Origin of the sequence: Paenibacillus melissococcoides (genome assembly GCA_944800085.1) — a bacterium.
Taxonomy (GTDB): Bacteria; Bacillota; Bacilli; order Paenibacillales; family Paenibacillaceae; genus Paenibacillus_B; species Paenibacillus_B melissococcoides.
This window is the reverse complement of sequence record CALYLO010000001.1, coordinates 58,023-84,311: the sequence shown is the minus strand read 5'-3', so window position 1 is coordinate 84,311 and position 26,289 is coordinate 58,023. Positions and strand designations below refer to the sequence as shown.

4 protein-coding genes are annotated in these 26,289 nt (G+C 56.8%); all 4 read right to left on the bottom strand.

Annotation, left to right across the window (positions count from 1 at the left end):
• Window positions 1-410: 410 nt before the first annotated feature.
• The 4 genes from OCY70_RS00345 to OCY70_RS00330 are packed head-to-tail and all read right to left on the bottom strand — an operon-like array spanning window position 411 to window position 26,180.
• Window positions 411-19,286 carry a non-ribosomal peptide synthase/polyketide synthase gene (locus OCY70_RS00345; RefSeq protein ID WP_261944484.1) on the bottom strand — a complete coding sequence of 6,292 codons (18,876 nt, stop codon included), beginning with the start codon at window positions 19,284-19,286 and terminating at the stop codon, window positions 411-413.
• A gap of 39 nt (window positions 19,287-19,325) precedes the next feature.
• Window positions 19,326-21,059 (bottom strand): ABC transporter ATP-binding protein, encoded by a 1,734-nt coding sequence (locus OCY70_RS00340; RefSeq protein ID WP_213428307.1) that lies wholly within the window; start codon window positions 21,057-21,059, stop codon window positions 19,326-19,328.
• Window positions 21,056-22,882 (bottom strand): ABC transporter ATP-binding protein, encoded by a 1,827-nt coding sequence (locus tag OCY70_RS00335; RefSeq protein ID WP_213428306.1) that lies wholly within the window; start codon window positions 22,880-22,882, stop codon window positions 21,056-21,058. Before OCY70_RS00335 ends, OCY70_RS00340 begins: the two co-directional genes overlap by 4 nt.
• Complete coding sequence (locus OCY70_RS00330) at window positions 22,872-26,180, bottom strand: non-ribosomal peptide synthetase (RefSeq protein WP_261944483.1); 3,309 nt, start codon at window positions 26,178-26,180, stop codon at window positions 22,872-22,874. Before OCY70_RS00330 ends, OCY70_RS00335 begins: the two co-directional genes overlap by 11 nt.
• Window positions 26,181-26,289 lie beyond the last annotated feature (109 nt).

Genomic DNA, 26,289 nt, shown 5'->3' with positions numbered 1-26,289 from the left:
GCCATTGTATTTCGGAACTTTTCCCCTATGAGGTAGTAGTAAACGAGTAGCCGCGGCGCACGTTTTAGATATCTGTATTTCTTCCTGTAGTCTTCGTGTGCCTTTTGTTGTTCTTCTGGTGTCATAGTCAAAAGATTAAACTCGTCTGCAACGATCGGCAATTACTTCTTTTCGTTTTTCGGGTATTCGGATTTTATGGTGGAATTATCTCTGTTTAAATGGTTTGATTCTTAGTATACCAAAGGTAAACTAAGATTGTGTTTTGTTGATTTTCTAATAAATTGAAATCGTTACTCAGCGGCACTTGACGTCAGATTCCTGTGGTGGATTTTTCCCTTTCATTTGGAAAAAAACACCCGGCAGGATGCGTGCCGAGAGAAATACGGCATACACCCAAGCCGGGTAAGGGATTAGAAAATAATATCAATGGCCTCTAGCACATCTTGCTCCTGTTCGGATTGCCCGTTCAGGGAAATATCCTTCAACAGCACCGAAGGCTGTTCGCAAATTTGGGTGATGATCACGAGCAGGTCCTGAGCGAAATTATCGATCAGATTGCGCGTAAACAACTTGGTCGCATATTCAAACTGCCCGTTCATTCCCTCATCCAGCAACGAAATGACCAAGGTAAGATCAAATTGGGAAACCGTATGGGTTTCCGGATATGATTCGATCTTGATATCTCCGAAGCTGTGAACGTTATCTTCCTTCGTTTCCAGAGCAAACATAACATCGAATACAGGATTGCGGCTTTGATCTCGCGGCGCCTGCAGCTTTTTCACTAGCTCCTCGAACGGATAATCCTGGTGGTCGTAGGCCCCCAGCATCGTTTCTTTAACTTCGTTCAAGTAGGCGAGGAACGTCTTCTCCCCGGACGGATAATGGCGAATCGCCAAAGTGTTGACAAACATTCCGATGAGCGGCTCCAGGTCGGCATGTGTGCGGCCCGAAACCGGCGTGCCTACAATGAAGTCTTCTTGTCCCGAGTACTTGCTGAGCAGGATCGAATAGACCGCCGATAACACCATATAAAGGGTGGCACCGTTCTCATCGGCGATGCGCTGCAAGCTGTCGGTCATCTGCTTGTCGATGCTGAAAGGCAGCACATCTCCCTCAAAGCTGCGAGCGGCAGGTCTGATAAAGTCCGTAGGCAGTTCAAGCGTCGGGAGTTCGCCTTCCAGCATGTCCAGCCAGTAGGCTTCCTGACGTTTCAGCCGCTCTTTTACAGGTTCGGACTGCTGCCAAGCGGCGAATTCCTTGTAATGAATCCGAAGCGGTTCCAGCGTCTCGCCGTTATACAGGCGCAGCAGCTCTTCGACGAAGATGCCCATCGACATGCCATCCGTGACGATATGATGAATGTCCAGCATGAGCAGATGCCGCTCCGCTTCCCATTCGACTAAGCCCACACGCAGCAGCGGCGGCCGCTCCAAATCAAAGACGCGCACAAAGCCGTCTGCGATGCTCTTCGTTTCACTTTCCGTCGCTTTCGTATACTCGACGGCAAACTTCAAGTCCGGATAAATCCGTTGTACCGGTTCACCGTCGACCATTTCGAAGCCGGTTCGCAAAATTTCGTGACGAGCGATCAATCCTTTGAGCGCCGCCTCGAATTGATTTCGTTCCAAGCGCCCGACGAGAACCGTCATGCCGGACATGTTGTAGCTAAGCTCGGCGCCTTCCATCTGCTGCTGGATGTACAGCCGTTTTTGCACGGAGGAAAGCGGATAGTAATCCCTCTTATCCAGAACCGGAATGGAGAGGTGTTCTTGCCGCTCCAATTGGCTGATCGCTTCGGCCATCGCTTCGATGGTCGAGTGCCGGAACACATCGCGCAGCGGCAGGTCCACGCTCAGCTCCTTGTGCACCTTGCTGACCAGCGTCGTCGCCCGCAGGGAGTGCCCGCCGAGGTCGAAGAAGTTGTCCGTTACGCCTACCGCCTTCTCCCGAACAAGCACATCCTGCCAAATGGCGGCCAGCTTCGCCTCCAGTTCGGTGCGCGGCGCCACGTATTCGCGGCCTGCGCTTGCTCCCCCTTCCGGCGCAGGCAGCGCCTTCCGATCGATCTTTCCGTTCGGTGTCAGAGGCAGGCGCTCCAGCTCCACGAAGTACGACGGGATCATGTACCCCGGCAGCTCGCTGGCAATCGCCCGCTTCAGGTCCGCCGCCGTCAAGCCTTCTTCCGCTGTATAATAAGCGCACAAAGCTTTCTGACCTTCTTGATCTTCCCTGACGACAACGACCGCTTCCTTCACGCCACCTACACTCAGCATCTTCGCTTCGACTTCGCCCGTCTCAATCCGGTAGCCCCGGATTTTCGCCTGGTTGTCGATCCGGCCGATGAAGTCCACGTTCCCGTCCTCCATCCACCGCGCCAAGTCGCCCGTGCGGTACAGCCGCTCGCCCGCGGCGAACGGACTGTCTATGAACTTCTCTTCCGTCAGCTCCGGACGGTTCAAGTACCCGCGCGCCACGCCGACTCCGCCGATAACCAGCTCGCCCAGCACCCCGATCGGCACCGGGTTCAGATGCGCGTCCACGATGTAGAATTTCGCATTCAGCCACGCTTTGCCGATCGGCACATGGCCTGTCTGCGGCAGCTTCGTCAGCTCCTCGTCGTAGAAGCTGGAGTCGATCGCCGCTTCCGTCACGCCGTAGGCGTTGATGATCCGGAACAACGAGCCGAAGCGTTCCTGCAAGGTCCGGTAATCCGCCACGCTGCAGCTGTCCGAGCTCGTGATCAACAGCTCCATCCCGCTCATATCCAGCCCCTGCTCGTGCACGTACTCCAGGAACGGCACGATCAGCGCCGGCGTCGATTCGAAGATGGTGACCCGCTCCCGCTCCATCCAGTGGTGGAGACGAGACGGATCGATCCGGTCGTCCTTCGGCACAATCACCATCGTGCCTCCGTTGTACAACGTCCGCGCGATATCTCCCACGAACACGTCGAACGAGAAGCTTGCGAGCTGCAGCAGGCGCACCGGGAACTGATCCAACCGGTATTCCCGCCGGTAGCCCGCCGCCGTGTTCACCAGGCTGCGGTGCTCAATCATCACGCCCTTCGGCTTGCCCGTCGTTCCCGACGTATAGATCACGTACGCCAGATCCTCCGGACGGGCTTCATGGAAGCTGTCGGTGCCGACATGCTGATGGCTCTCATCGCCGTCGTCCACAGCATCCGTCAGCTTGCCGGAAACAATGCCGGAGCCAATCGCCGCATTCGCCCGCTCCTCGCTGTACGACGCTTCGTCGTCTAGGTACAGCACCGCTGCCAGCGCCAGCTCCTCTTCGCCGAGCCAGGCTTCGGCACGCTCTTGCAGCGGCGTTTGCGTCAGCAGCACCTTCACTCCGCTATCTTCGAGCATGAACCGCACGCGGTCTGCCGGATAATCGGGATCGAGCGGCACATACGCCCCGCCCGCTTTCCAGACGGCCAGCACGGCCACCAGCAAGTCCACCGAACGCTCGGCGAGAATGCCGACGATTGACTCCCGGCCGATGCCGCTTGCGCGCAGCGTGGCCGCCAAGCGGTTCGCCCGCTCGTTCAGCTCCGCATACGTCAGCCGGTCGTTCTCGTACACGACGGCCGCCGCTTCCGGCGTGCGTTCCGCCTGTTCCTCGAACAGCCGGTGGAACGCCGCCGCAGGAGCCGCTTCCGGCTGCGCCGGGTTAAACGCGCCGAGAATTTGCTCTTTTTCCGCCGGTGTCAAAATGCCCAGCTCGGCAATAGTCGCCGACGGGTTGCGGAGAATGGATTCAAGCAGCTGCAAGTAGTGAGCGGCCAATTTCTCCACCGTTTCGGTTTTATAAAGAGCAGTGGCGTATTCAAACAAATATTCCAAGCCTTCCTCGATCTCCGTGACGTCCAAGCTGAGATCGAATTTAGAAACAATCTCCTCGCTGGTATACGTTGACAAATGCAGTCCAGGAAGCTCGATTTCCAAATTCTCTGTATTCTGCAAAGCAAACATCGTATCGAACAGCGGATTGCGGCTTAAATCGCGAGCCACATTCACCTTATCCACCAGTTCCTCAAACGGATAATTTTGATGTTCAAAAGCGCCCAGCGTCGTCTCCTTGATTTCCTTTAAGTAGTCAAGGAACGTCTTACCGGCAGCCGGATAACTGCGGATAGCCAGGGAATTAACGAACATCCCGATCAGCTGCTGAACGTCGCTGTGATTTCTTCCCGCAATCGGTGTACCGACCACCACGTCTTCCTGGCCTGAATATTTATGCAGAAGCACGTTATACGCCGCAAGCAGAACCATGTAAAGCGTTGCGCCGTTCTCGGCTGCAAGCCGTTTCAGACCCTCGCTTTTCTCCTTATGCATAAACAATTGCAGCGTGCGGCCCTCGTAGCTCTGCATAGCCGGGCGCGGATAGTCCGTCGGCAATTCCAAAACCGACAGCTCTCCGCGGAACATGTCGAGCCAGTAGGCTTCCTGCTTGGCAAGCTGAGCTTTCTGCTCGTCCGATTGCTGCCATACCGCATAATCTTTGTACTGGATGCGGAGCGGCTCCAACGGCTCCCCGCTGTACAAGCGGACGAACTCTTCGATCAGTACGTCCATCGAAACGCCGTCAGATACGATATGATGCGTATCGAACATCAGAATGTGCCGGTCCGGCGCCAGTTCGGCAAGGCCTACCCGCAGAAGTGGCGGCTTCGCCAGATCAAACGGACGAACGAATTGGCGCACCGTTTCTTCCGCCTGCTCCCCGCTAATCTGCACATATTCCACCTGGAAGGCAGCTTCTTCGTAAATCCGCTGAACCGCTTCGCCTTTTACCATCTCAAAGCCGGTACGCAGCGTTTCATGACGAGCTACGAGCCCGCGGAACGCTTCTTCAAACCGCTGCCGGTCGAGCTCCCCTTCGAGCAGCATTGCTCCCGGTATGTTGTAGCTCAGCTCGCCTCCTTCCAGCTGGTTCAAGATATAGAGACGTTTCTGAGCGGAAGACAGCGGATAATACTCGCTAGGTTCCGCAGCCGGAATAGCCGTGAACGAGCCGATCTCCAGCCGCTCCATAGCCGCGGCCATTTCCTCAACCGTCGAGTAGCGGAATACGTCGCGAAGCGGGAATTCAACGCCTAGCTCCTTATGCATTTTGCTGACAAGCGTCGTCGCCCGCAGGGAGTGTCCGCCGAGGTCGAAGAAGTTGTCCGTTACGCCTACCGTCTTCTCCCGAACAAGCACCTCCTGCCAAATGGCGGCCAGCTTCGCCTCCAGTTCGGTGCGCGGCGCCACGTATTCGCGGCCTCCGCCTGCTCCCCCTTCCGGTGCCGGCAGCGCCTTCCGGTCGATCTTTCCGTTCGGCGTCAGAGGCAGGCGCTCCAGCTCCACGAAGTACGACGGGATCATGTACCCCGGCAGCTCGCTGGCAATCGCCCGCTTCAGGTCCGCCGCCGTCAAGCCTTCTTCTGCTGTATAATAAGCGCACAAAGCTTTCTGACCTTCTTGATCTTCCCTGACGACGACGACCGCTTCCTTCACGCCACCTACACTCAGCAGCTTCGCTTCGACTTCACCCGTCTCGATCCGGTACCCCCGGATTTTCGCCTGGTTGTCGATCCGGCCGATGAAGTCCACGTTCCCGTCCTCCATCCACCGCGCCAAGTCGCCCGTGCGGTACAGCCGCTCGCCCGCGGCGAACGGACTGTCTACGAACTTCTCTTCCGTCAGCTCCGGACGGTTCAAGTACCCGCGCGCCACGCCGACTCCGCCGATCACCAGCTCGCCCAGCACCCCGACCGGCACCGGGTTCAGATGCGCATCCACGATGTAGAATTTCGCATTCAGCCACGCTTTGCCGATCGGCACATGGCCTGTCTGCGGCAGCTTCGCCAGCTCCTCGTCGTAGAAGCTGGAGTCGATCGCCGCTTCCGTCACTCCGTATGCGTTGATGATCCGGAACAACGAGCCGAAGCGCTCGTGCAAGGTCCGGTAATCCGCCACGCTGCAGCTGTCCGAACTCGTGATCAACAGCTCCATCCCGCTCATATCCAGCCGCTGCTCGTGCACGTACTCCAGGAACGGCACGATCAGCGCCGGCGTCGATTCGAAGATGGTGACCCGCTCCCGCTCCATCCAGTGGTGGAGACGAGACGGATCGATCCGATCGTCCTTCGGCACAATCACCATCGTGCCTCCGTTGTACAGCGTCCGCGCGATATCTCCCACGAACACGTCGAACGAGAAGCTGGCGAGCTGCAGCAGGCGCACCGGGAACTGATCCAACCGGTATTCCCGCCGGTAGCCCGCCGCCGTGTTCACCAGGCTGCGGTGCTCGATCATCACGCCCTTCGGCTTGCCCGTCGTTCCCGACGTATAGATCACGTACGCCAGATCCTCCGGACGGGCTTCATGGAAGCTGTCGGTGCCGACATGCTGATGGCTCTCATCGCCGTCGTCCACAGCATCCGTCAGCTTGCCGGAGACCATGCCGGAGCCAATCGGCGCATTCGCCCGCTCCTCGCTGTACGACGCTTCGTCGTCGAGATACAGCACCGCCGCCAGCGCCAGCTCCTCTTCGCCGAGCCAGGCTTCGGCACGCTCTCGCAGCGGCGTTTGCGTCAGCAGTACCTTCGCTCCGCTATCTTCAAGCATGAACCGCACGCGGTCCGCCGGATAATCCGGGTCGAGCGGCACATACGCCCCGCCCGCTTTCCAGACGGCCAGCACGGCCACCAGCAAGTCCACCGAACGCTCGGCGAGAATGCCGACGATCGTCTCCCGGCCGATGCCGCTTGCGCGCAGCGTGGCCGCCAAGCGGTTCGCCCGCTCGTTCAGCTCCGCATACGTCAGCCGGTCGTTTTCGTACACAACGGCCTCCGCTTCCGGCGTGCGTTTCGCCTGTTCCTCGAACAGCCGGTGGAACGCGGCCGCAGGAGCCGCTTCCGGCTGCGCCGGGTTAAACGCGCCGAGAATTTGGTCTTTTTCCGCTGGTGTCAAAAGCTCCAACTGATTCACGCGGATGTTCGGGTTAGCCGCAACCTTCTCCAGTGCCCGGGCAAAGTGACCGTGGATCTGCCTGATGTCTTCCTCTCTGTACGTCAGCGCATTGTACGTAAACCGCAGCATAATATGCTCTTCCGGAATGACGGTAATGTCCAGGTCGTAGTTCGTTTGCTCCGGCGACTGGATATTAGCGATTTTCAGCGCTTCTTTGTCTCCGCCGACCACCTGCTCAATCTGTTCTTCCATCGGATAATTTTCAAAGACCATAATATGATTGATCAAGTCGCGCTTTTGCTCGCTCAGCGACTGAATTTCGAACAGCGGGAACGTTTCGTAAGCTCCCGATGCCAGCGCTTGATCCTGGGTTTTTCTCAAGATATCGGCTACCGTCTCCTCAGCTTTGCCTTGAATACGGACCGGGATCGTATTAATAAACAGGCCGATCATGCTTTCGATGCCCGGAATTTCCGCCGGACGCCCGGATACAACGGAGCCGAATACGACATCCTCGCTGTTGTTGTATATCTGTAGAACCAGTCCCCATACGGTCTGCATGAACGTATTGAGCGTCACCTGCTGCTGACGCGCAACCCGCTCGATTTGCCCGGTCAGTTCCTTGCTGAGTTCCACATCGATTTCAGCCGCTTCAAAAGAGCCCTGCTTCAGCTGCGTTTTCTCCTGGGGCAGCCTGGTCTGCTGATCGTAACCCGCCAAATACTCGGACCAGTAACGCGAAGCTTTCGCGGCATCTTGAGCTTCTAGCCATTCGATATATCGGGAGTACGAGGTAACCGGAGGAAGCTCCGGCGTCCGCTTCTCCTGATACGCGAAGTAGGTGTCGAACACTTCCTTGATCATGAAGGACATGCACCAGCCGTCCATCAAAATATGATGATGACTCCAGATCACATGATAGGACTCGTCGCCCGTGCGCAAAACTGTCACGCGCATAAGAGAGCCTCGGGCCAAATCGAACTTGTTCGCTTTATCCGCGCTGACGAAATCGGCTATCGTCTTCGCCGGGTCTTCATCACTTACCGAGCGAATATCCTCGAAGTACACTTCACACTTCCGCTCGCGGAATACCACTTGAATCGGCTCGTCTCTCCAGCCGGTAATAAAGTTGGTCCGCAGCGCCTCATTCCGCTGCACCAGCGTATCCAATCCTTGGGTGAAGGCTTCGACATTCAGGCTTCCGTACAGATCGAAGGTCACCTGTTCGAAGTAAGCTTCCGAACCGGCATCCAGCAGGCTGTGGAACAACATCCCTTTTTGCAGCGGAGTCAGGGTGTAAACATTCTCCAGTTCGCCGAGCGCCGCCGTATGTTCAGCCAGCCGCTCCAGTTCCTCCACCGTCACATCTTGAAGCAGAACGTCGCTAGGCGTAAGCTCCGGCCGCTCTTTCGATACGCAATGGCTGATGACTTCGCGCAAGCTCGATTGAAGCAGGGTGCCCAGGCGCTCTACCGTTTCCCGTTTATACTGGATTTCCCCATAACGGATCGTGAGTTCCAGCACTCCTTCCGAGACCATACCGTTGATATCGAGGACAAAATCCATCACTGCATTCGGGCTTGAATCGGAGCCCGGGCTGAACGGAGACGGCTGCGAGCCGCTGCTTTCGTAATCCTGGTCGAACTGACCCAAATAGTTAAAGCTGATCTCCGGCTCCAAAGCGAAGCGCTCGCCGTGACGCGGCACCGACAAATAACGCAGGATGCCGTAGCCGATTCCTTTGCTCGGAATGCGGCGCAAGCTTTCTTTAACCTGTTTCACCTGATGACCGAGCGCCTGGGCGTGACCCGGCTCCAGAACGACAGGGAATTGGCTTGTAAACCAGCCTACCGTGCGCGTAATGTCCACATCCGGCAAAATATCTTCCCGGCCGTGGCCTTCAAGATTCACCAGCACGCGTCCCCGGCCGCTCCAAGCTTGTACCGCGAGGCCAAGCGCGGCAAGCAGCAAATCGTTCATTTCCGTACAGTAAGCACGGTGTGCCTGCTTCAGCAGCTGTTCGGTTTCCTCCGCTGTCCAGCGAACGGTCACGAGACCGCTGTCCTTCAGCTTGGATCTGCCTTGTTCAAAATCTTTTGGAAGCGGCTCATAGCTCAATTGCTCGATATGCTGCCAATACTCTCTCTCGCTTTCCATCGCCGGACCGTTCGCATAATCAGCGAGCTGTTTCGCCCACGTTTGGAATGAATCCGTTTTGAGCGGCAGACGGATCGGCTGCCCTTGCAGCGCCTGCTCATAGCCGGCAGCAAAATCCTCAAGCAGAATCCGCCAGGATACGCCGTCTACGACCAAGTGATGGATCGCGATGAGCAGGTGGTCGCCGTCGTCGCAGCGGAACAAGCCAAGCTTCACCAGCGGGCCGTTTTCCAGATCGATGCTCGCTTGAATGTCATTTGCCTTTGCCTCTACCGCTTCTTTCACGTCGCGGGCTCCCTTGCAATCGACCACTTCCAGATCGAACAGCGCTTCGTTCTCCCCGGCGCCGCGGTTCCAGGCGGTATAGCCGTTCTCGGTTTGGCGGTAAACCGTACGGAGAGCATCGTGATGCACGACAAGCTGACGCACCGCTTGGCGTAAAGCTTCTTCGTCAAAGCCTTGCTTGGAGAACTGCGTGAACGCCTGGTTGCTGTGATGCACGTCGGCCGGATTTTGTTCAAAGAACCAGCGCTGAATCGGGGTCAAGATGACCTCTCCCGTCACTTCGGCCTGGCTTGCCGTTCTCTCCGCCGTTTGCAGCTGCAAACTAAGGGCGGAAATCGTCGGGTAATGGAACAAATCTTTCATGACCAGCTTGTACCCCGTTTGCAAAAGACGGGACGATACCTGCAAGGCCTTGATCGAATCGCCGCCGAGCGCAAAGAAATTGTCCATCGTGCCGACCTGATCCACGCCCAGCACCGACTGCCAGACCGACGCAAGTGCTTGCTCGGCAGGAGTACGAGGCGCCGTGTATGCAGCCTCGGCACGAATGCTTCCTTCCGGCACAGGCAGCGCTTTACGGTCGATCTTCCCGTTCGGCGTAAGCGGCATTTGATCCAGGCGCATGATGCGCGAAGGCACCATATGGGAAGGCAGCGCGGCGTCCAGATGGGCCACAAGCCCTTCCAGATCGAAGCTGGAATCCGCTACGACATACCCGCACAAATATTTCTGCCCCCGCTCGTCCGTCCGATCGATGACAAGCGCTTGACGCACGCCGGCAACATTTTGCATGGCCGCTTCAATTTCTCCAAGCTCGATCCGATAGCCGTGAATTTTCACCTGATTGTCGATCCGGCCGATGAAGTCCACGTTGCCGTCCGGCATCCAGCGCGCCAGGTCGCCCGTACGGTACAGCCGCTCCCCAGCGGCGAACGGGCTGTCTACGAATTTCTCCGCCGTCAAATCCGGACGGTTCAAGTAACCGCGGGCCACACCCGCTCCGCCGATAATCAGCTCGCCCAACACCCCGACCGCTACCGGCTTCAGATTCGCATCCACGATGTAGAACTTGGCGTTCAGCCACGCTTTCCCGATCGGCACGCTGCCCGTCTTCGGCAGCTTCTCCAGCGGCTCGTCATAGAAGCTGGAGTCAATCGCCGCTTCCGTTACGCCGTAGCTGTTAATAATACGGAACTGCGAGCCGAAGCGCTCCTGCAAGGTGCGGTAATCCGCTACGCTGCACGCATCCGAGCTTGTGATCAGCAACTGCATCGAGCTGAGATCCAGACCCTCGGCATACACATGCTCCATGAACGGCACGATCAGCGCCGGAGTCGATTCGAACACCGTCACGGCATAGTCGCGAATCCAGCCGTAGAGTCGGGTTGGATCAATCCGGTCGTCCTTCGGCACGATGACCATGGTGCCGCCGTTGTACAGCGTCCGCGCAATGTCGCCGACGAACACGTCGAATGAGAAGCTGGCGAGCTGCAGCAGCCGCACCGGGAACTGATCCAACCGGTATTCCCGCCGGTAGCCCGCCGCCGTGTTCACCAGGCTGCGGTGTTCCACCGCCACGCCCTTCGGACGGCCCGTCGTACCGGAGGTGTAGATGACGTAAGCCAAATCGTGCGGCTTGTTCACATTCGCCGGATTCGATGCGAGATCAGTCGCTTGTACGTTCTTCTCGGCTTCTGCCGTAGCGGGCGTTTCGGCAGCAGCCGCTTCCGCCGTTCCGAGGCTGTACGTCGCGGCATCGTCAAGCGCAAGCACCGTTTGCAGCACTAGAGCTCCGTCGCTGCGCCAAGCATCCACCTGCTCCAGCAGGCGGGTCTGCGTGAGCAGCACCGACGCTCCGCTGTCCGCGAGCATATACTCGATCCGTTCCGCCGGATAGTCCGGGTCGAGCGGCACATAAGCGCCGCCCGCTTTCCATACGGCGAGCACCCCGATCAACAGCTCCGCCGAACGGCCGGCCAGAATGCCGACCACCTGCTCCGGCTTCACCCCGCGCGCCCGCAGCGCATACGCCAGACGATTCGCTTTGGCGTTCAGCTCCGCATACGTCAGCTTGCTGTCTTCATAGACAACCGCCAGCGCTCCCGGAGTGCGCTCCGCCTGCTCCTCGAACAGCTCGTGGAACGTTCTCTCTCTCCACGACTCATCCGCTTCCAAGCCTGTACCCTCTGCGGCGGGTTGCTTCGCAAGAACCGAAGACGACACGTCAAACCCGACCAGCAAATCATGCTTTTCGCTGTCCGTCAAAATATCCAAATCCGCAATACGCGCACCCGGCTGAGCCAGGATCGACGCCAAAAGCTGCTCGTAATGAGCCGCCAGCCGTACCATCGTTTCCTGTCTAAACAACGAGGTAGCATACTCGATCTTGCAAACCAGCTCGTTATCGGCTTCCACGATATCTAAGCTAAGATCAAACTTTGCCGTCTTTTCCTCGATGTCGAACAGCGACCATTGCAAGCCTTCCAGGGATAAATCCAAGCTTTCGTGCTTTTGCAAAGAAAACATGGTGTCAAACAGCGGATTCCGGCTTAAATCCCGTCTCACCTGAAGAGCTTCCACCAGCTCCTCGAACGGATAGTCCTGGTGCTCATAGGCTCCAAGCGTCGTTTCCTTCACTTCCTGCAAGTAATCCAGGAACGTCCGCTCCGCCGCCGGATTCAAGCGTAGGGCCAGTGTATTGACGAACATGCCGATAATCGGCTGCAGGTCGGCGTGAGAACGGGCGGCAATCGGAGTGCCGACCACGATATCTTCCTGTCCCGCGTATTTATGAAGCAATACGGAGTACGCAGCCAGCAAAAGCATGTACAGCGTCGCCCCCGAATCGCCGGCAAGCCGTTTGAGAGCTTCGCTTTTCTCCGCATCCAGCGTAAACGTGAGCGTCTGACCGTCAAACTGCTGGACGGCCGGGCGGGAGAAGTCGAGAGGCAGCTCAAGAACCGGAAGCTCGGAGCTGAATACCCCGCGCCAGTATTCCTCCTGCCGTCTGATGCGCTGGCGCTGCTCCTCGGATTGCTGCCAAACGGCGTAATCCTTGTATTGAATCCGCAGCTCCGGCAATTCTTCTCCATTGTAAAGCCGCACGAATTCGCGCAGCAGCACGTCCATGGAAAGGCCGTCCGAACCAATATGATGAATATCCAGCGCGAGCAGGAATTTCTCTTTCTCCAGTTCGATCAGCAGGGCGCGCAGCAAAGGCGGCTGGGTCAAGTCAAAAGGCTGAATGAAGCCTTCAAGAATGGCCGCAACCTGATCTTCGCTTGCTTGAAGCTTCTGGACCTTAAAAGCTGCGAACGGATGAATACGCTGAACCGGCTCCCCATTCACAATTTCAAAACCGGTGCGCAGCATATCGTGCCGGGCCACCAAAGTAGTCAGCGCCTTTTCCAATTTGGCCTCGTTCAAAGCCCCCTCCAATTGCAAGGCGCTTGGGAGGTTGTAATTCAGCTCCGAGTCATCCAGCTGGTGCAGGACGTACAGCCTTTTTTGTGCGGAGGAAACCGGATAGTACGCTTTCTCTTCCGCTTTCGGAATCGAGCTGTGCTGCGTTTCTTCCAAGCTGGCAATAACCCCGGCCATCGACTCTACCGTCGTATAGCGGAACACATCGCGCAGCGGAAGTTCGACGTTCATTTCCTTCCGAATCTTGCTGACAAGGTTCGTCGCCCGCAAGGAGTGGCCTCCGAGCTCAAAGAAATTGTCCAGGACTCCAATGCCGGAGTAACCCAGCACTTCCCCCCAGATCTTCACAAGCTGGGACTCCGTCCGGTTACGCGGCGCTACGTATTCGACGCCCGTTTGCAAGCCGCCTTGCGGCTCCGGCAGCGCTTTGCGGTCCACTTTGCCGTTGGACGTCAGCGGCATGCGCTCCAGCTGCACGAAGTACGACGGGATCATGTACCCCGGCATTCCCTGGGCCAGCAAGGTTCTCATTTCACTGACCGTCAGCGTCCGGTCCGCCACAAAGTAGGCGACAAGCGCCTTCTCGCCCCCGCCGTCCTGACAGGCGAGCACCACCGCTTCTTCCACGCCCTCGACGTTCAGAAGCTGCGTCTCGATTTCGTCCAGCTCGATCCGGTACCCGCGGATTTTCACCTGGTGGTCGATCCGGCCCAGGTATTCGATGTTGCCGTCCGGCAGCCAAGCCGCCAAGTCGCCCGAGCGGTACAGCTTCTCCCCCTCCGCAAACGGGGAATCGACGAACTTCTCCGCCGTCAGATCCGGACGGTTCAGGTATCCTCTCGCCAGGCCTTCCCCGGCCACGTACATTTCACCTGCTACGCCGATCGGCACAGGGCGGCGATTTTCATCCAGGATGTACACGCTCAGCGTCGGAATCGGCTTGCCGATATTGCTCTTCGCCGCCTCAATCTCGACCCACGTAATTTCCTTATACGTCACGTGAACCGTCGTCTCGGTAATGCCGTACATATTGATCAGCTTCGTCTCCGGGTACTTCGTCTTGAAGCCCTTGAGCAGCAGCGGACTGAGCGCTTCGCCCCCGAAGATGACATTGCGAATCCGCAGATCGTACGGATGGTCCGCCAAGACCTCACGCAGCAGTTGGTAGAAGTACGTTGGCGTCTGGTTCAAAATCGTGACCTGTTCGCGGCCCAGCAGCGCCAGGAAATCGGCCGGATTTTTCGCCGTGAGCGGCGGTACGATGACCAGCTTGCCTCCATACAGCAGCGCTCCGTACATTTCCCAGACGGAGAAATCGAAGCAGAACGAGTGGAACAGCGTCCACGTGTCGGACGGCCCGAAGTCGAACAGGTTCTTGTCGTTGAACAAAAGGCGCACGACGTTCTTATGCTCGATCAGCGTTCCCTTCGGTCTGCCGGTCGTTCCCGACGTGTAGATGACATAAGCCAGGTTGCCCGGCCCGGAAATCGGCTCCAGGTTCAAAGCGTCCAGCGCACCTTCGGAGTCCGCCCCTCTGTCGCCCCAAACGAAATCATCCAGTTCGAGGCGCGTTCCTGCGAAGTCGGTCTTCTCGTGCAGATGCTTTTGAATCAGCAATAACGGCGCGCCCGAATCCTCGATCATGAAGCGGATGCGCTCCTCCGGGTAGTCGGGATCGACAGGCACATATGCTCCGCCCGCTTTGAGAATCGCCAGAATGCCGACGACCATATCGAGCGAGCGTTCGGCCAGAATCGCTACCAGTTGGTCCGCTTCTGCTCCCGTCTCCCGCAGCTTCCGCGCAAGGCGGTTGGATCGCTCGTTCAGCTCGCGGTAGGTCATCTGCCGCTCGTTCATGACGGAGGCCACGTTGTCCGGGTAAAGCTCCGCCTGCTCTTCGAACAAGCCGTGAATCGTCTGCTGCCGCGGGTAGTCCGCCTCCGAATCGTTGAAACCGCGCACCAGCAAGCGGATTTCCTCCTCCGTGAGCATTTCCAGCGAGGCAATATCCCCGTCCGGCGCTGCTGCGATGGTTTCGAGCAGTTTGTCATAATGTCTGGCGAACCGCTCCGCGGTCTCCTGTTTATACAAAGCCGTAGCGTACTCCAACCGGCATTCGAGCTGACCGTCCAATTCCGAAATATCCATGAGCAGCTCGAACTTGGATGTTCGGTTCTCCAGCAGATAAAACGATTGCTCCAGCCCCTCGATGACAATTTGCTCGTTCTCCGTATTTTGCAGGGAGAAGAACGTATCAAAGAGCGGATTCCGGCCGGTCGCGCGCGGAATGTAAAGACTTTCCACCAAGTCTTCGAACAAATAATTTTGGTGTTCGAAAGCCCCGAGCGTGATGTCCTTGATTTCTTCCAGGTACGAAAGGTAAGGTTTGGAACGCTCTGGACGGCTGCGAATGGCCAGCGTGTTGATAAACATCCCTACGATCGGCTGCACTTCATCCTGCGTTCTTCCGGCAATCGGCGTTCCCACGATCAGATCTTCCTGACCCGAATATTTATGCATAAGGATGGAGTAAGCCGACAGCAGCACCATGTACAGGGTCGTCCCCGTCCGTGCCGCCAGCTCTTTCAGCTTCTCCGTCCTCTCTTTCCCGATATAAAACTTCACGGTCCGTCCGTCAAAGCTTTGCACCGCAGGCCGCGGGAAGTCCGTCGGCAGCTCCAAGACCGGCAGCTCGCCCGACAGCTGTTCCAGCCAGTACTCCTTCTGCGGCTGGAGCATCTGCCCGTAGGCTTCGGAATGCTGCCAAACGGCATAATCTTTGTATTGAATGCGCAGCGGAGCCAGCTCCTCGCCCCGATACAGGCGGCTGAACTCGTCGAAGAGCAGCGCTGTCGAAATGCCGTCCGAGACGATATGGTGCATATCGAACAGCAGAATGTGGCGATCCTCGGCGACTTCGATCAGGCCGATGCGGAGAAGCGGCGGCTTGGTCAGATCAAACGGGCGATAGTAAGCTTCCACCACTTGTTCCGCTTCCCGCTCGCTTGCATGGAAATAATCCACAGCAAACTCCACCTCGTCATAGATGCGCTGTACAAGCTCGCCTTGAACCTGCTCGATCCCGGTACGCAGCGTCTCATGGCGCTGAATCAGCGCCCGGAACGCGTGCTCGGCGCGCATGCGGTCCAGCTTGCCTTCGAGAAGAAGCGCCGCCGACATATTGTAGCTGCGCTCGGCCCCGTCAAGCTGGCGCAGGACGTACAGACGCTTTTGCTCGGATGAAACCGGATAGTACTCGGCCTCAGCCGCCTTTGTAATCTCATACGCCTCCTGCTTCCTTAAACCGCCAATTCTTTGGGCCAGCTGTTCAATCGTGGTGTAGCGGAAAACGTCCCGCAGCGGAACCTCGACTTGCAGTTCTTTCCGAATCTTGGAAACCAGCGTGGAAGCCCGCAAGGAATGACCACCCAAGTCAAAGAAATCGTCTTGGACTCCAACTCGCGCAATCCCCAGCACCTGCTGCCAAATGAGAGCAAGTCTTGTTTCCAGCGTTGTGCGAGGAGCCACATGCTCACGTCCTGCTTCTATCTCTCCGGTCGGTTCAGGCAGCGCTTTACGGTCAATTTTGCCGTTCGGCGTGAGCGGAAGCTTATCAAGAGACACCAGCCGGGCCGGGACCATATGCGCCGGCAGCTCTTGCTTCAATTGGGACAGCAGATCGCTCAGCTGCAAGGAAGCATCCGCCGCCACGTAGCCGCACAAATACTTTTGCCCCTGCTCGTCCATACGGTCGGTCACCACAGCCTGCTTGACGCCCGGAAAACCCAGCAGGGCCGTTTCAATTTCGCCGAGTTCGATCCGGAACCCGCGAATTTTCACCTGATAGTCGATCCGGCCGATGAAGTCGACGTTGCCGTCTTCCAGCCAGCGGGCCAAATCGCCTGTCCGGTACAGACGTTCACCCGGCACAAACGGGCTGTCCGCAAACTTCTCGGCGGTTAGGTCCGGACGGTTCCAGTACCCGCGCGCCACCCCGGCGCCGCCGATGACAAGCTCGCCCGGAACCCCTACAGGAACCGGCTTTAACGCGGCATCGACAATGTAAAACCGGGCGTTCAGCCAAGCTTTGCCGATCGGCACATGACCCGACGGCGGCAGCTTGTCCAGCGGCTCATCGTAAAAGCTGCTGTCAATGGCCGCTTCGGTAACGCCATAGCTGTTGATGATGCGAAATTGTCCGCCGAATCTTTCCTGCAGCAATCGGTAATCGGTGACACTGCAAGCATCCGAGCTGGTAATCAGCAACTGCATGGAGCTGACGTCCAGCCCTTCTTCATAAAGATGCTGCATGAACGGCAGGATGAGCGCAGGCGTCGATTCGAATACCGTAATGTCTTGCTCCCGAATCCAGCCGTATAAGCGGTTCGGATCAATCCGGTCGTCCTTCGGCACAATCACCATCGTGCCTCCGTTATACAGCGTCCGCGCGATGTCTCCGACGAACACGTCAAACGAGAAGCTGGCCAGCTGCAGCAGCCGCACCGGGAACTGATCCAACCGGTACTCGCGACGGTACGCATCCGCCGTATTCACGAGACTACCGTGCTCGATCATGACGCCTTTCGGGCGTCCCGTCGTACCCGAGGTGTAAATCACATAAGCCAAGTCTTGCGGGGCGCTGCCGGCAGATTCAAATTCCACGGCTAAGGCATCCCCCTTATAAATCTGTTCATCGTCCATGGCATAGACAGCTTGAAGCTTCAGCCGGTCATCGGCCAACCAACCTCCGGCCCGCTCCAACAGATGACGCTGCGTAAGCAACACCGATGCTTCGCTATCGCTGAGCATGTATTCAATCCGCTCCGCCGGATAATCGGGGTCCAGCGGTACATAGGCTCCGCCGGCTTTCCAAACGGCGAGCGCCCCGACCAGCAGTTCCACCGAACGCTCCGCCCAGATCCCCGTAATCGTCTCTCTTCCCACGCCCTGTTCACGAAGGAGAGAAGCCAGCCGCTCAGCGCGTTCGTTCAATTCACCGTAGGTCAGCTGTTTGTCCATGTAGACGACTGCCGGATGATCCGGAATTTCCCGGGCCAACTTTTCAACATACCGATGAAACGCTTCTCCCTCGCTCAGCCCTGCCACAGGCGGGTTAAACACGTTGAGAATGCGGTGTCTCTCCTCATCGCTCAGCAGAGAAATCTCGCGTACTGGCAGTTCGGGAGTCTGAAGAAACTGGTCCAGAACAGTTACATACTGTTCCATAATCCGATCAATCTCGGCCGTCTCGAACAGGCCGGTACGATAGGAAGCATGGAGAATGACATGGCCTTCACTCAGCATATGGTCGAAGCGCAGCAGCAAATCGTCCATCTCGTGCCTAGCGAAGTGAGCCTCCAGACGCACCTTGATTTCTTCGTACTCCACGATTTTCAAAGGCAGATATTCCAGAGACGTGCGGAACAGCCCCGAAAGATCGTTGCGGCCGTGTTGTTCGCGTAAATCCTGAATCAATTGGTTATAAGGGTATTTCTGATACCGCAGATCCGCCGTATTTTCCTTGGAAACCGTTTGGATCAAGGAAAGCACGTGCCCGTCTGGATTCAGACGAATCCGCGTGGCCACGGTGCTGACGAACATGCCGATCGTTTCTTTTTCCTTTTTGCTGGTGCGATTGGCGAAAACCGTGCCGACCGGAATATCGGTGCTGTCGGTCAGCTTGTACAATAAGGCATACATAGCGGACAAAAATAACGTATATAAGCTGACCTGATATTGTTCGCTGAAGGCCAGAATGCGTTCATACCAGGAACCGTCCAAAGTGATGGCCCGTTTATTGGCTTCGCTGCCGATCGCGAATGGCGGATACGATTTAATGCCGGTCGTTTCAGGCAAAGTGCTGTACTTCTTCAGCCAGTATTCCTTGCCTTTTTGATAACGCTGCGATTGCTCATATTCACGCTCCGCGGAAATATAATCCAGATAGGAAGGGGCCTGGTAACTGCTGGAGATGCCTTTGCGCAGTTCCAGGTATTTTTCCATCACCGCATGCAGCAAGGCAGTGACGGACAAACCGTCGGCGATAATATGATTTATCGTCAAATTGAGCCATACCTGGCCGTTCGCGAAATGGATAATCGTAAATTGGTGGAGGTATTCGTCAAACACGCTGGCCGGTTTTTCGCTTACTTCTTTCACCCAAGCATAGAATTGTTCGGTTGTGCTTAATTCGAGGCGGCTTATCCTGGCTTGGACATTCTCCGGATCTTCGAACCACTGCGTTGGATTTTGCAAATCCCCGCTAATGCGGATTCGGAAAGCGTCATAGGTTTTGACGATCTCTGCCGCCGCTTGCTCCAGAAGCTGTGTGTCGATCTCGCCCATAATTTGGTAGGTTGCGGAAAGCATCGTGATGGACGTTCCCGGATTCATAATTTCCATGAACCATATTCGGCGCTGGGCTTGCGTTAATCCATATTGCTCGTTGGTATTCTCTCTCACATCGACACACTCCCGTTTTAGAGATTGTTTGTAGATAGGCTAACCGTACAGCCGGGCGTAATAACCCCCGAGCGCCAGCAGATCCTGATGGCGGCCCCGCTCGACGACCGTGCCTTGATTCATGACGGTAATCAAATCCGCAAGTTCCACGGTGCTGAGACGGTGCGCGATCAGAATGGTGGTGCGCCCCTTCATCAAAACGTTCAAGGCCTGCTGCACCCAATGCTGGGATTCGTTATCCAGCGCGGAAGTCGCTTCGTCCAGCAGCAGAATCGGGGCGTTTTTGAGAATCGCCCGGGCAATCGCAATTCGTTGCCTTTGTCCGCCCGACAACGACGCTCCTCTCTCTCCCACCGGCGTTTTATACTGTTCCGGAAGTTCATGAATGAAATGGTGAGCATACGCCGCTTTGGCCGCTTCAATCACTTCTTCATCCGTTGCATCCGGGTTGCCGTAGCGGATGTTTTCCTCAATCGTGCCGGTAAATAAGAACGGCTCCTGCGGAACGTATGCAATCTGCCTGCGGATTTCGTCCAGCGTGTAATGGCCGAACGGTTTGCCTTGGAGCAGGATTTCTCCGCTGTCCACAGGATAAAAGCCGAGCAGCAGCTTGATCAGCGTACTTTTGCCGCTGCCGCTGGCCCCCACGATAGCGGCGACCTGGCCGGGAAACACCTGCATGGACATGTCGACAAGCACCTTTTTATCTGCCTGATAGGAAAATTCCACATCGCGAAACTCCACCGCAGCCTCTGACATGAGCTCGCTGTGAGGAGATCCCAAACGCTCCGGCTCCTCTTCCTCTCTAAGTACCTCTTGAATCCGGTGAGCGCCCGCGAGCGAATTTTGGGTCATCGACAGAACCATCCCCAAGTTCAACAAGGCGTGCGTCAGATTCACTTGCAGAACCGCCAGGGCGGCGACGCTTCCCATTCCCATCAGTCCGTAGGCATAAAGAAGACTGCCGATGACGATGATGCCGCAGAACGTGACGTAGCTGATAAAATGGTTCACCGCAGCCTGCATGCCATTCTTCTGCGCAGTTTGCCGAAGCGTCTGCGTCATTTGTTCGTTCAACGCTTCGTACTGGTTGTAAATCGTACGGATGCGGAACAGCTTCACAATTTGAATGCCGCCCATAAAATCTTTGAATTTTTCGGTCATTTTACCGAGCGTTTGCAAGCCTTGTTCGGACAAGGCTCGAATATCCCGCGCAAATTTCAGGCTGACCACGGAGGACAGCAGCAGAATGACGAAGGATACGCCGGCAAACCGCCAATCGATCAACACCATGAAGACAATGGAGCCGATGCAAAAAACAATTTGAAGCAGCAAAACGAAGTAAGCCTGCGAAAATGTAAACTCAACGGTCGTTACGTCGTTGTTCACCCGCGACAGCAAGTCCCCATGGTGCGTCTGTTCCAGAAATCTCGGCCGCACCCGGCACAGCTTGTCGTAAAGACGTTCGCGGATATTCAGCACAGTCAGCTCGACACTGCGCTGGTATAAGTAAATGAACCCGGGAGAAATCACATTTTCCAGGAACAGCGCCGCACCCAAAATAATAAAGGCTTCCACCATCAGGGACGTATCTCGAGACACGGCGAAATCAACCAAGTTATGTACGACCAAACTGAAGGCGATCAGGAACAATGTCTGGGTGAGCGCCGTCACGGCCAGGCCAATGGCGTACTGGGTTTTGCGCTTGCGGTTCATAAAGGTCAGCAAGTAGCCGAGTTCTTTCACTTGCGAGAGCCATCCGCCCTTTTTCATGTGTACGCCACCTCCCTGCGTTCGGCAGAATCGGTAAATTCCTGGTAGTACGACTGGGCGTACAGTCCCTTCCTCTCCAGCAATTGTTCATGAGTGCCCTTTTCAACAATATTCCCCTGTTCCATGACCCAAATTTCGTCGGCGTTTTGAACAGTAGAAAGCCGGTGGGCAATAACCATGGTCGTTCTATTCTTCATCAATACGTTGAGCGCTTCCTGAACCGCGCTTTCCGACTCCGGATCAAGAGCCGACGTTGGCTCGTCCAGCAGCAGAACGGGAGCATCCTTCAGAAAAGCCCGGGCCATTGCAATGCGCTGGCGCTGCCCGCCGGACAAAAAGCCTCCGCGCTCTCCGACGTACGTCTGGTAGCCGTCCGCAAGCTGCATAATGAAGGAATGCGCCTGAGCGGCTTTGGCGGCTTCGATAATCTCGTCCATCGACGCTTCTTCCCGCCCGTAGCCGATATTTTCGGCGATCGTGCCGCTAAACAAATATGAATCCTGGGTTACCACGGAAAAATGCGACCGAAGCTGCTCCGGATCAGCACCGTGGATCAGGCTGCCGAACACGCGGATCTCACCCTGGTCCTCCGGAAGCGGATAAAAGCCGTATACAAGCTTAAACACCGTGCTCTTCCCTCCGCCGCTCGCTCCGACAAGCGCGATCGTCTTCCCTTCCGGCACCGAAAAGCTAACATTCCGCAGGATCGGGGAGCTCTCCTCATACCCGAAGGTTACCTTCTGAAACTCGATGGGGGCGGCGCTCGCTTTCGGAAGCGAATGGCCATTTTCCGTTTCGGTCGGCTGCTCGACGATTTCGGAGACCCTTCTGAGGGCACCGGCCATTTCGAACGTCCGTGTGATGAGCTCGGGAATATGCTCCAGCGGCTCCAGACACAGATTCAGCAAGTACAGGAAGGCGACCAGCTCCCCCGCGCCTAGCTGCCCTTGGTAGATCAAATAGCTTCCGTAACTGACGGCGAAAATGATCGGGCTGATCATCAGCGTGGAAAGCAACGGATTGACCCAGGCTTCCCGCTTTTTCACGGCCAGCTTTTTTTGGGCCGTCAATTGCAGCAGCACTTGGTAGGAGCGAGATAACATGCCGGATAGCAGGTAGCTTTTTACAATAGGCATACCCCCAAGCGTATCCTGGAGGTTGACGTTCATTCGGCCCATGTTCGCCTGGGCTTCCTCCGTCAACCGCTCCAACTGCTTGCCGATCCATTGGGAAACCAGCAGCGCTACAGGAAATAACAGCAGGCTGTACAGCATCAGCTCCCATTGGAGGTAGATCAAATAAGCGAAACAGCCAATGAACAATAGCGGATGATAAAACCACTGGGCAAGGTCCCGAATCATAAACTGCTGGATGAGCTGCAGGTCGTTGTTGATCCGCGACAACACGTCGCCGGAGTGCTGCTTTTCCAAATAGGAGACCGGGAGTTTGCCGATATGACGCATGACATGGTTGCGGATATCCTGCACCGCAGAGGCGCTGCTTCGCTCCACGCCGAAGCTCATGAAATACTTCGCCGGCACACCGATCAAGATGACCGCAAAGACCGTGTACACGATTTGCAGAACGATTGGCCCCGCTCCCTTCTCGGCCTGGGTGGTCAGCTGCTCGATCAAACTTCCCGTCCATATCTCAATAACGGCGGCTGCAATTGCGGACAAGGTACCGACGATCATCCAGGCTTTGTGACGGCTTACATAGGACATCAGCCAGCGGAACGCTTTCCAGGTGGCGTAAGCGGTTTGGCGCTTGGAAGGCGCCGCTGTGCCTTGTTCTTGAACAGACTGCTGCCGGTCAGCTTCCATGCAGTACCCCGGCCTCCGCTTCGATCTGCCGCTTGACTTGCTCTAAGATGTCCCGGATGACAACGGCCGTTTCGTCCACGCGCGCGAGTTCCAGCAATTCCTCGTGTGCGCCCTCCAGCCGGTAATCGGCGTAAGCTTGCGTCGTTGCCCCCCGCCAGGACGGCAATTGGTGCTCCAGGCGGAACGCTTCGCTGTCTTTCGCAATCAGCTCGTAAATCCGGGCCGGGATCGTGCCGGAATTAATAAGCTGCGCTTCGTACGTCAAGGTCGCTTTGACCTTCCGATGAACCCGCTCCCGCACGAGCGGATTGCTCATTAATTCCTTCTCTTCTTCGTCGAAATCGGCAAGCGTTTCTTCAAGCTCTTTCTCCGACGTTTCGGGAGGCGTCAGCGTGTCCTTAATCCACGAATCCACCATGAGCACGTCCGTTACGGAATACCCTCTTTTCTCCATCGTTCTGGCTACCTCGAACGTGAGATTGCCTCCAAAGCAGTAGCCGAGCAGCACGTAAGGTCCTTCCGGCTGGATGCAGACAATCTCGTCCACATAACGGTTCAGCATGGCCTCGTAATCGGCGGCATCGTCGATAAAATCAATGCCGTAGAGAACGAACCGGCCGTCGAGCCTGCTCGCGAGCTCCCGGTAACCGATGCCGAAGCCGCTGCCCGGAGGGAAGCAGAACACGCTCAGATCTCCTGCTTTATTCAGCTTAATGAAGGAGTCTCCCCCTTTATCCAGGCCCAGATCCCCCTCTCCGAAAGCCATGGCTTCAACGGTTACATGATGGAATTGGCGGTTCAGCGGTATCTCGATGCCCGTTTCATCGTAAACGGCTTGAACGAGCCTCATCAGACTTAACGAATTGCCACCCAACTCAAAAAAGTTATCCTTTACGCCGACCTGCGGAACGCCAAGCGTATCCTGCCAGACGCGGGCGATCTTCATTTCGAGCAACGTTCTCGGCGCGACATATTCCGCTCCTCCGGCCGCGGCTTCCTCCGGCGCGGGCAGCGCTTTGCGGTCGATTTTCCCGTTGGGGGTCAGCGGCATCCGCGAAAGCTGCACAAGGTGCGAAGGAATCATATACCCCGGAAGCTGCTTGGCGAGCTCCTCCTTGAGTTCATTCGCCGCCAGCCTCGTTTCCGCGACGTAGTAAGCGACAAGCTGCTTTTGACCGTTCGCATCGTCGCGGTCGAGCACCTTGGCTTCTTGCACGGCGGCGATCTTCAGCAGCTGCGTCTCGATTTCGTCCAGCTCGATCCGGTACCCGCGGATTTTCACCTGATGGTCGATCCGGCCCAGGTATTCGATGTTGCCGTCCGGCAGCCAAGCCGCCAAGTCGCCCGAGCGGTACAGCTTCTCCCCCTCCGCAAACGGGGAATCGACGAACTTCTCCGCCGTCAGATCCGGACGGTTCAGGTATCCTCTCGCCAGGCCTTCCCCGGCCACGTACATTTCGCCCGCTACGCCGATCGGCACTGGGCGGCGGTTTTCATCAAGGATGTACACCCTCAGCGTCGGGATCGGCTTGCCGATATTGCTCTTCGCCGCCTCCATTTCGACCCACGTAATTTCCTTATACGTCACGTGAACCGTCGTCTCGGTAATGCCGTACATATTGATCAGCTTCGTCTCCGGGTACTTCGTCTTGAAGCCCTTGAGCAGCAGCGGACTCAGCGCTTCGCCCCCGAAGATGACGTTGCGAATCCGCAGATCGTACGGATGGTCCGCCAAGACCTTACGCAGCAGCTGGTAGAAGTACGTTGGCGTCTGATTCAAAATCGTAACCTGTTCGCGGCCTAACAGCGCCAAGAAATCGGCCGGATTTTTCGCCGTGAGCGGCGGTACGATGACCAGCTTGCCTCCGTACAGCAGCGCTCCGTACATTTCCCAGACGGAGAAATCGAAGCAGAACGAGTGAAACAGCGTCCACGTGTCGGACGGCCCGAAGTCGAACAGGTTCTTGTCGTTGAACAGGAGGCGCACGACGTTCTTATGCTCGATCAGCGTTCCTTTCGGCCTGCCGGTCGTTCCCGACGTGTAGATGACATAAGCCAGGTTGCCCGGCCCGGAAATCGGCTCCAGGTTCAAAGTGTCCAGCGCACCTTCGGAGTCCGCCCCTCTGTCGCCCCAAACAAAATCATCCAATTCGAGGCGCGTTCCTGCGAAGTCGGTCTTCTCGTGCAGATGCTTTTGAATCAGCAATAACGGCGCGCCCGAATCCTCAATCATGAAGCGGATGCGCTCCTCCGGGTAGTCGGGATCGACAGGCACGTAGGCTCCGCCCGCTTTGAGAATCGCCAGAATGCCGACGACCATATCAAGGGAGCGTTCGGCCAGAATCGCTACCAGTTGGTCCGCTTCTGCTCCCGTCTCCCGCAGCTTCCGTGCAAGGCGGTTGGATCGCTCGTTCAGCTCGCGGTAGGTCAGCTGCCGCTCATTCATGACGGCGGCCACGTGGTCCGGGTAAAGCTCCGCCTGCTCTTCGAACAAGCCGTGAATCGTTTTCCCCTGCTCGAACCCGGTTTCGGTGTCATTAAATCGCTTCAGCAGCGTCTCCCTCTCGTCTGGGGACAGCACATCGGCTTGTCCAAGCTCCAGATCCGGCTGAAATAAAAGCACGGACAGCAGCCGAACAAGATGGTCGGCCGCCTGTTCCACAAATGCCCGCTCGTACCGCTGCCCGTCAAAGCTTATTTCCAGCTTGATGGAGTGGTTTTGGCGGTCAAATTGAAAAACCGTATCGGCCGCCACCCGGTTACCCAGCGGTACCGGATGAATCGGGGCGAAAGATGCGACGGTGTTGACGACCGGGAGGCCGTCCCCCGTATAGTCCAGATGGAGCGGCTCCACCATTTTTCGAAAAGGCAGATGCTGATGCTCCAGCGCCTCGCCGATGGAAGCTTTGATGCCCCCGAGGAGCGTTTTCAGCGTAGTCTGGCGGCTTACGGACGTCTTGATCACCAAGATGTCATGCGGCGGCGGAGTCCCGTCGGGGTCTGCGCTATAAGAAGGCATGCCGACCAGCACTTGGTCCTGTCCGGTATATTTGAACAGCAGGCTTTTTACTCCTGCCAAAACAATCATGTACAAAGCCAAATCCGAACCGTTGGCGAGGCGAATGATTCTCTCCGAGAGTTCGCTCGGCAGAGTACGGTGAAGCAAGCCCGGCTCGGCCGAAGCTTCCCCGTCGGCGGATAATTTGGAGGATTGACTGTAGGGAAGGAAGCTCAGGCTGTCATCGGCGTCAAACTTGCCGCTCCAGTACCGTTCTTCCTTTTCAAATAAAGATTTCATTCGTACCTCCCCTAAAAATGAAGTAACCCCTTGCCCAGGCGCAGGTCCGAAAAAGCTTGCTTTCGGCCTGCGCGTTTACGGGCTTGGACGTTGTTCGCCGTCTTCCTTG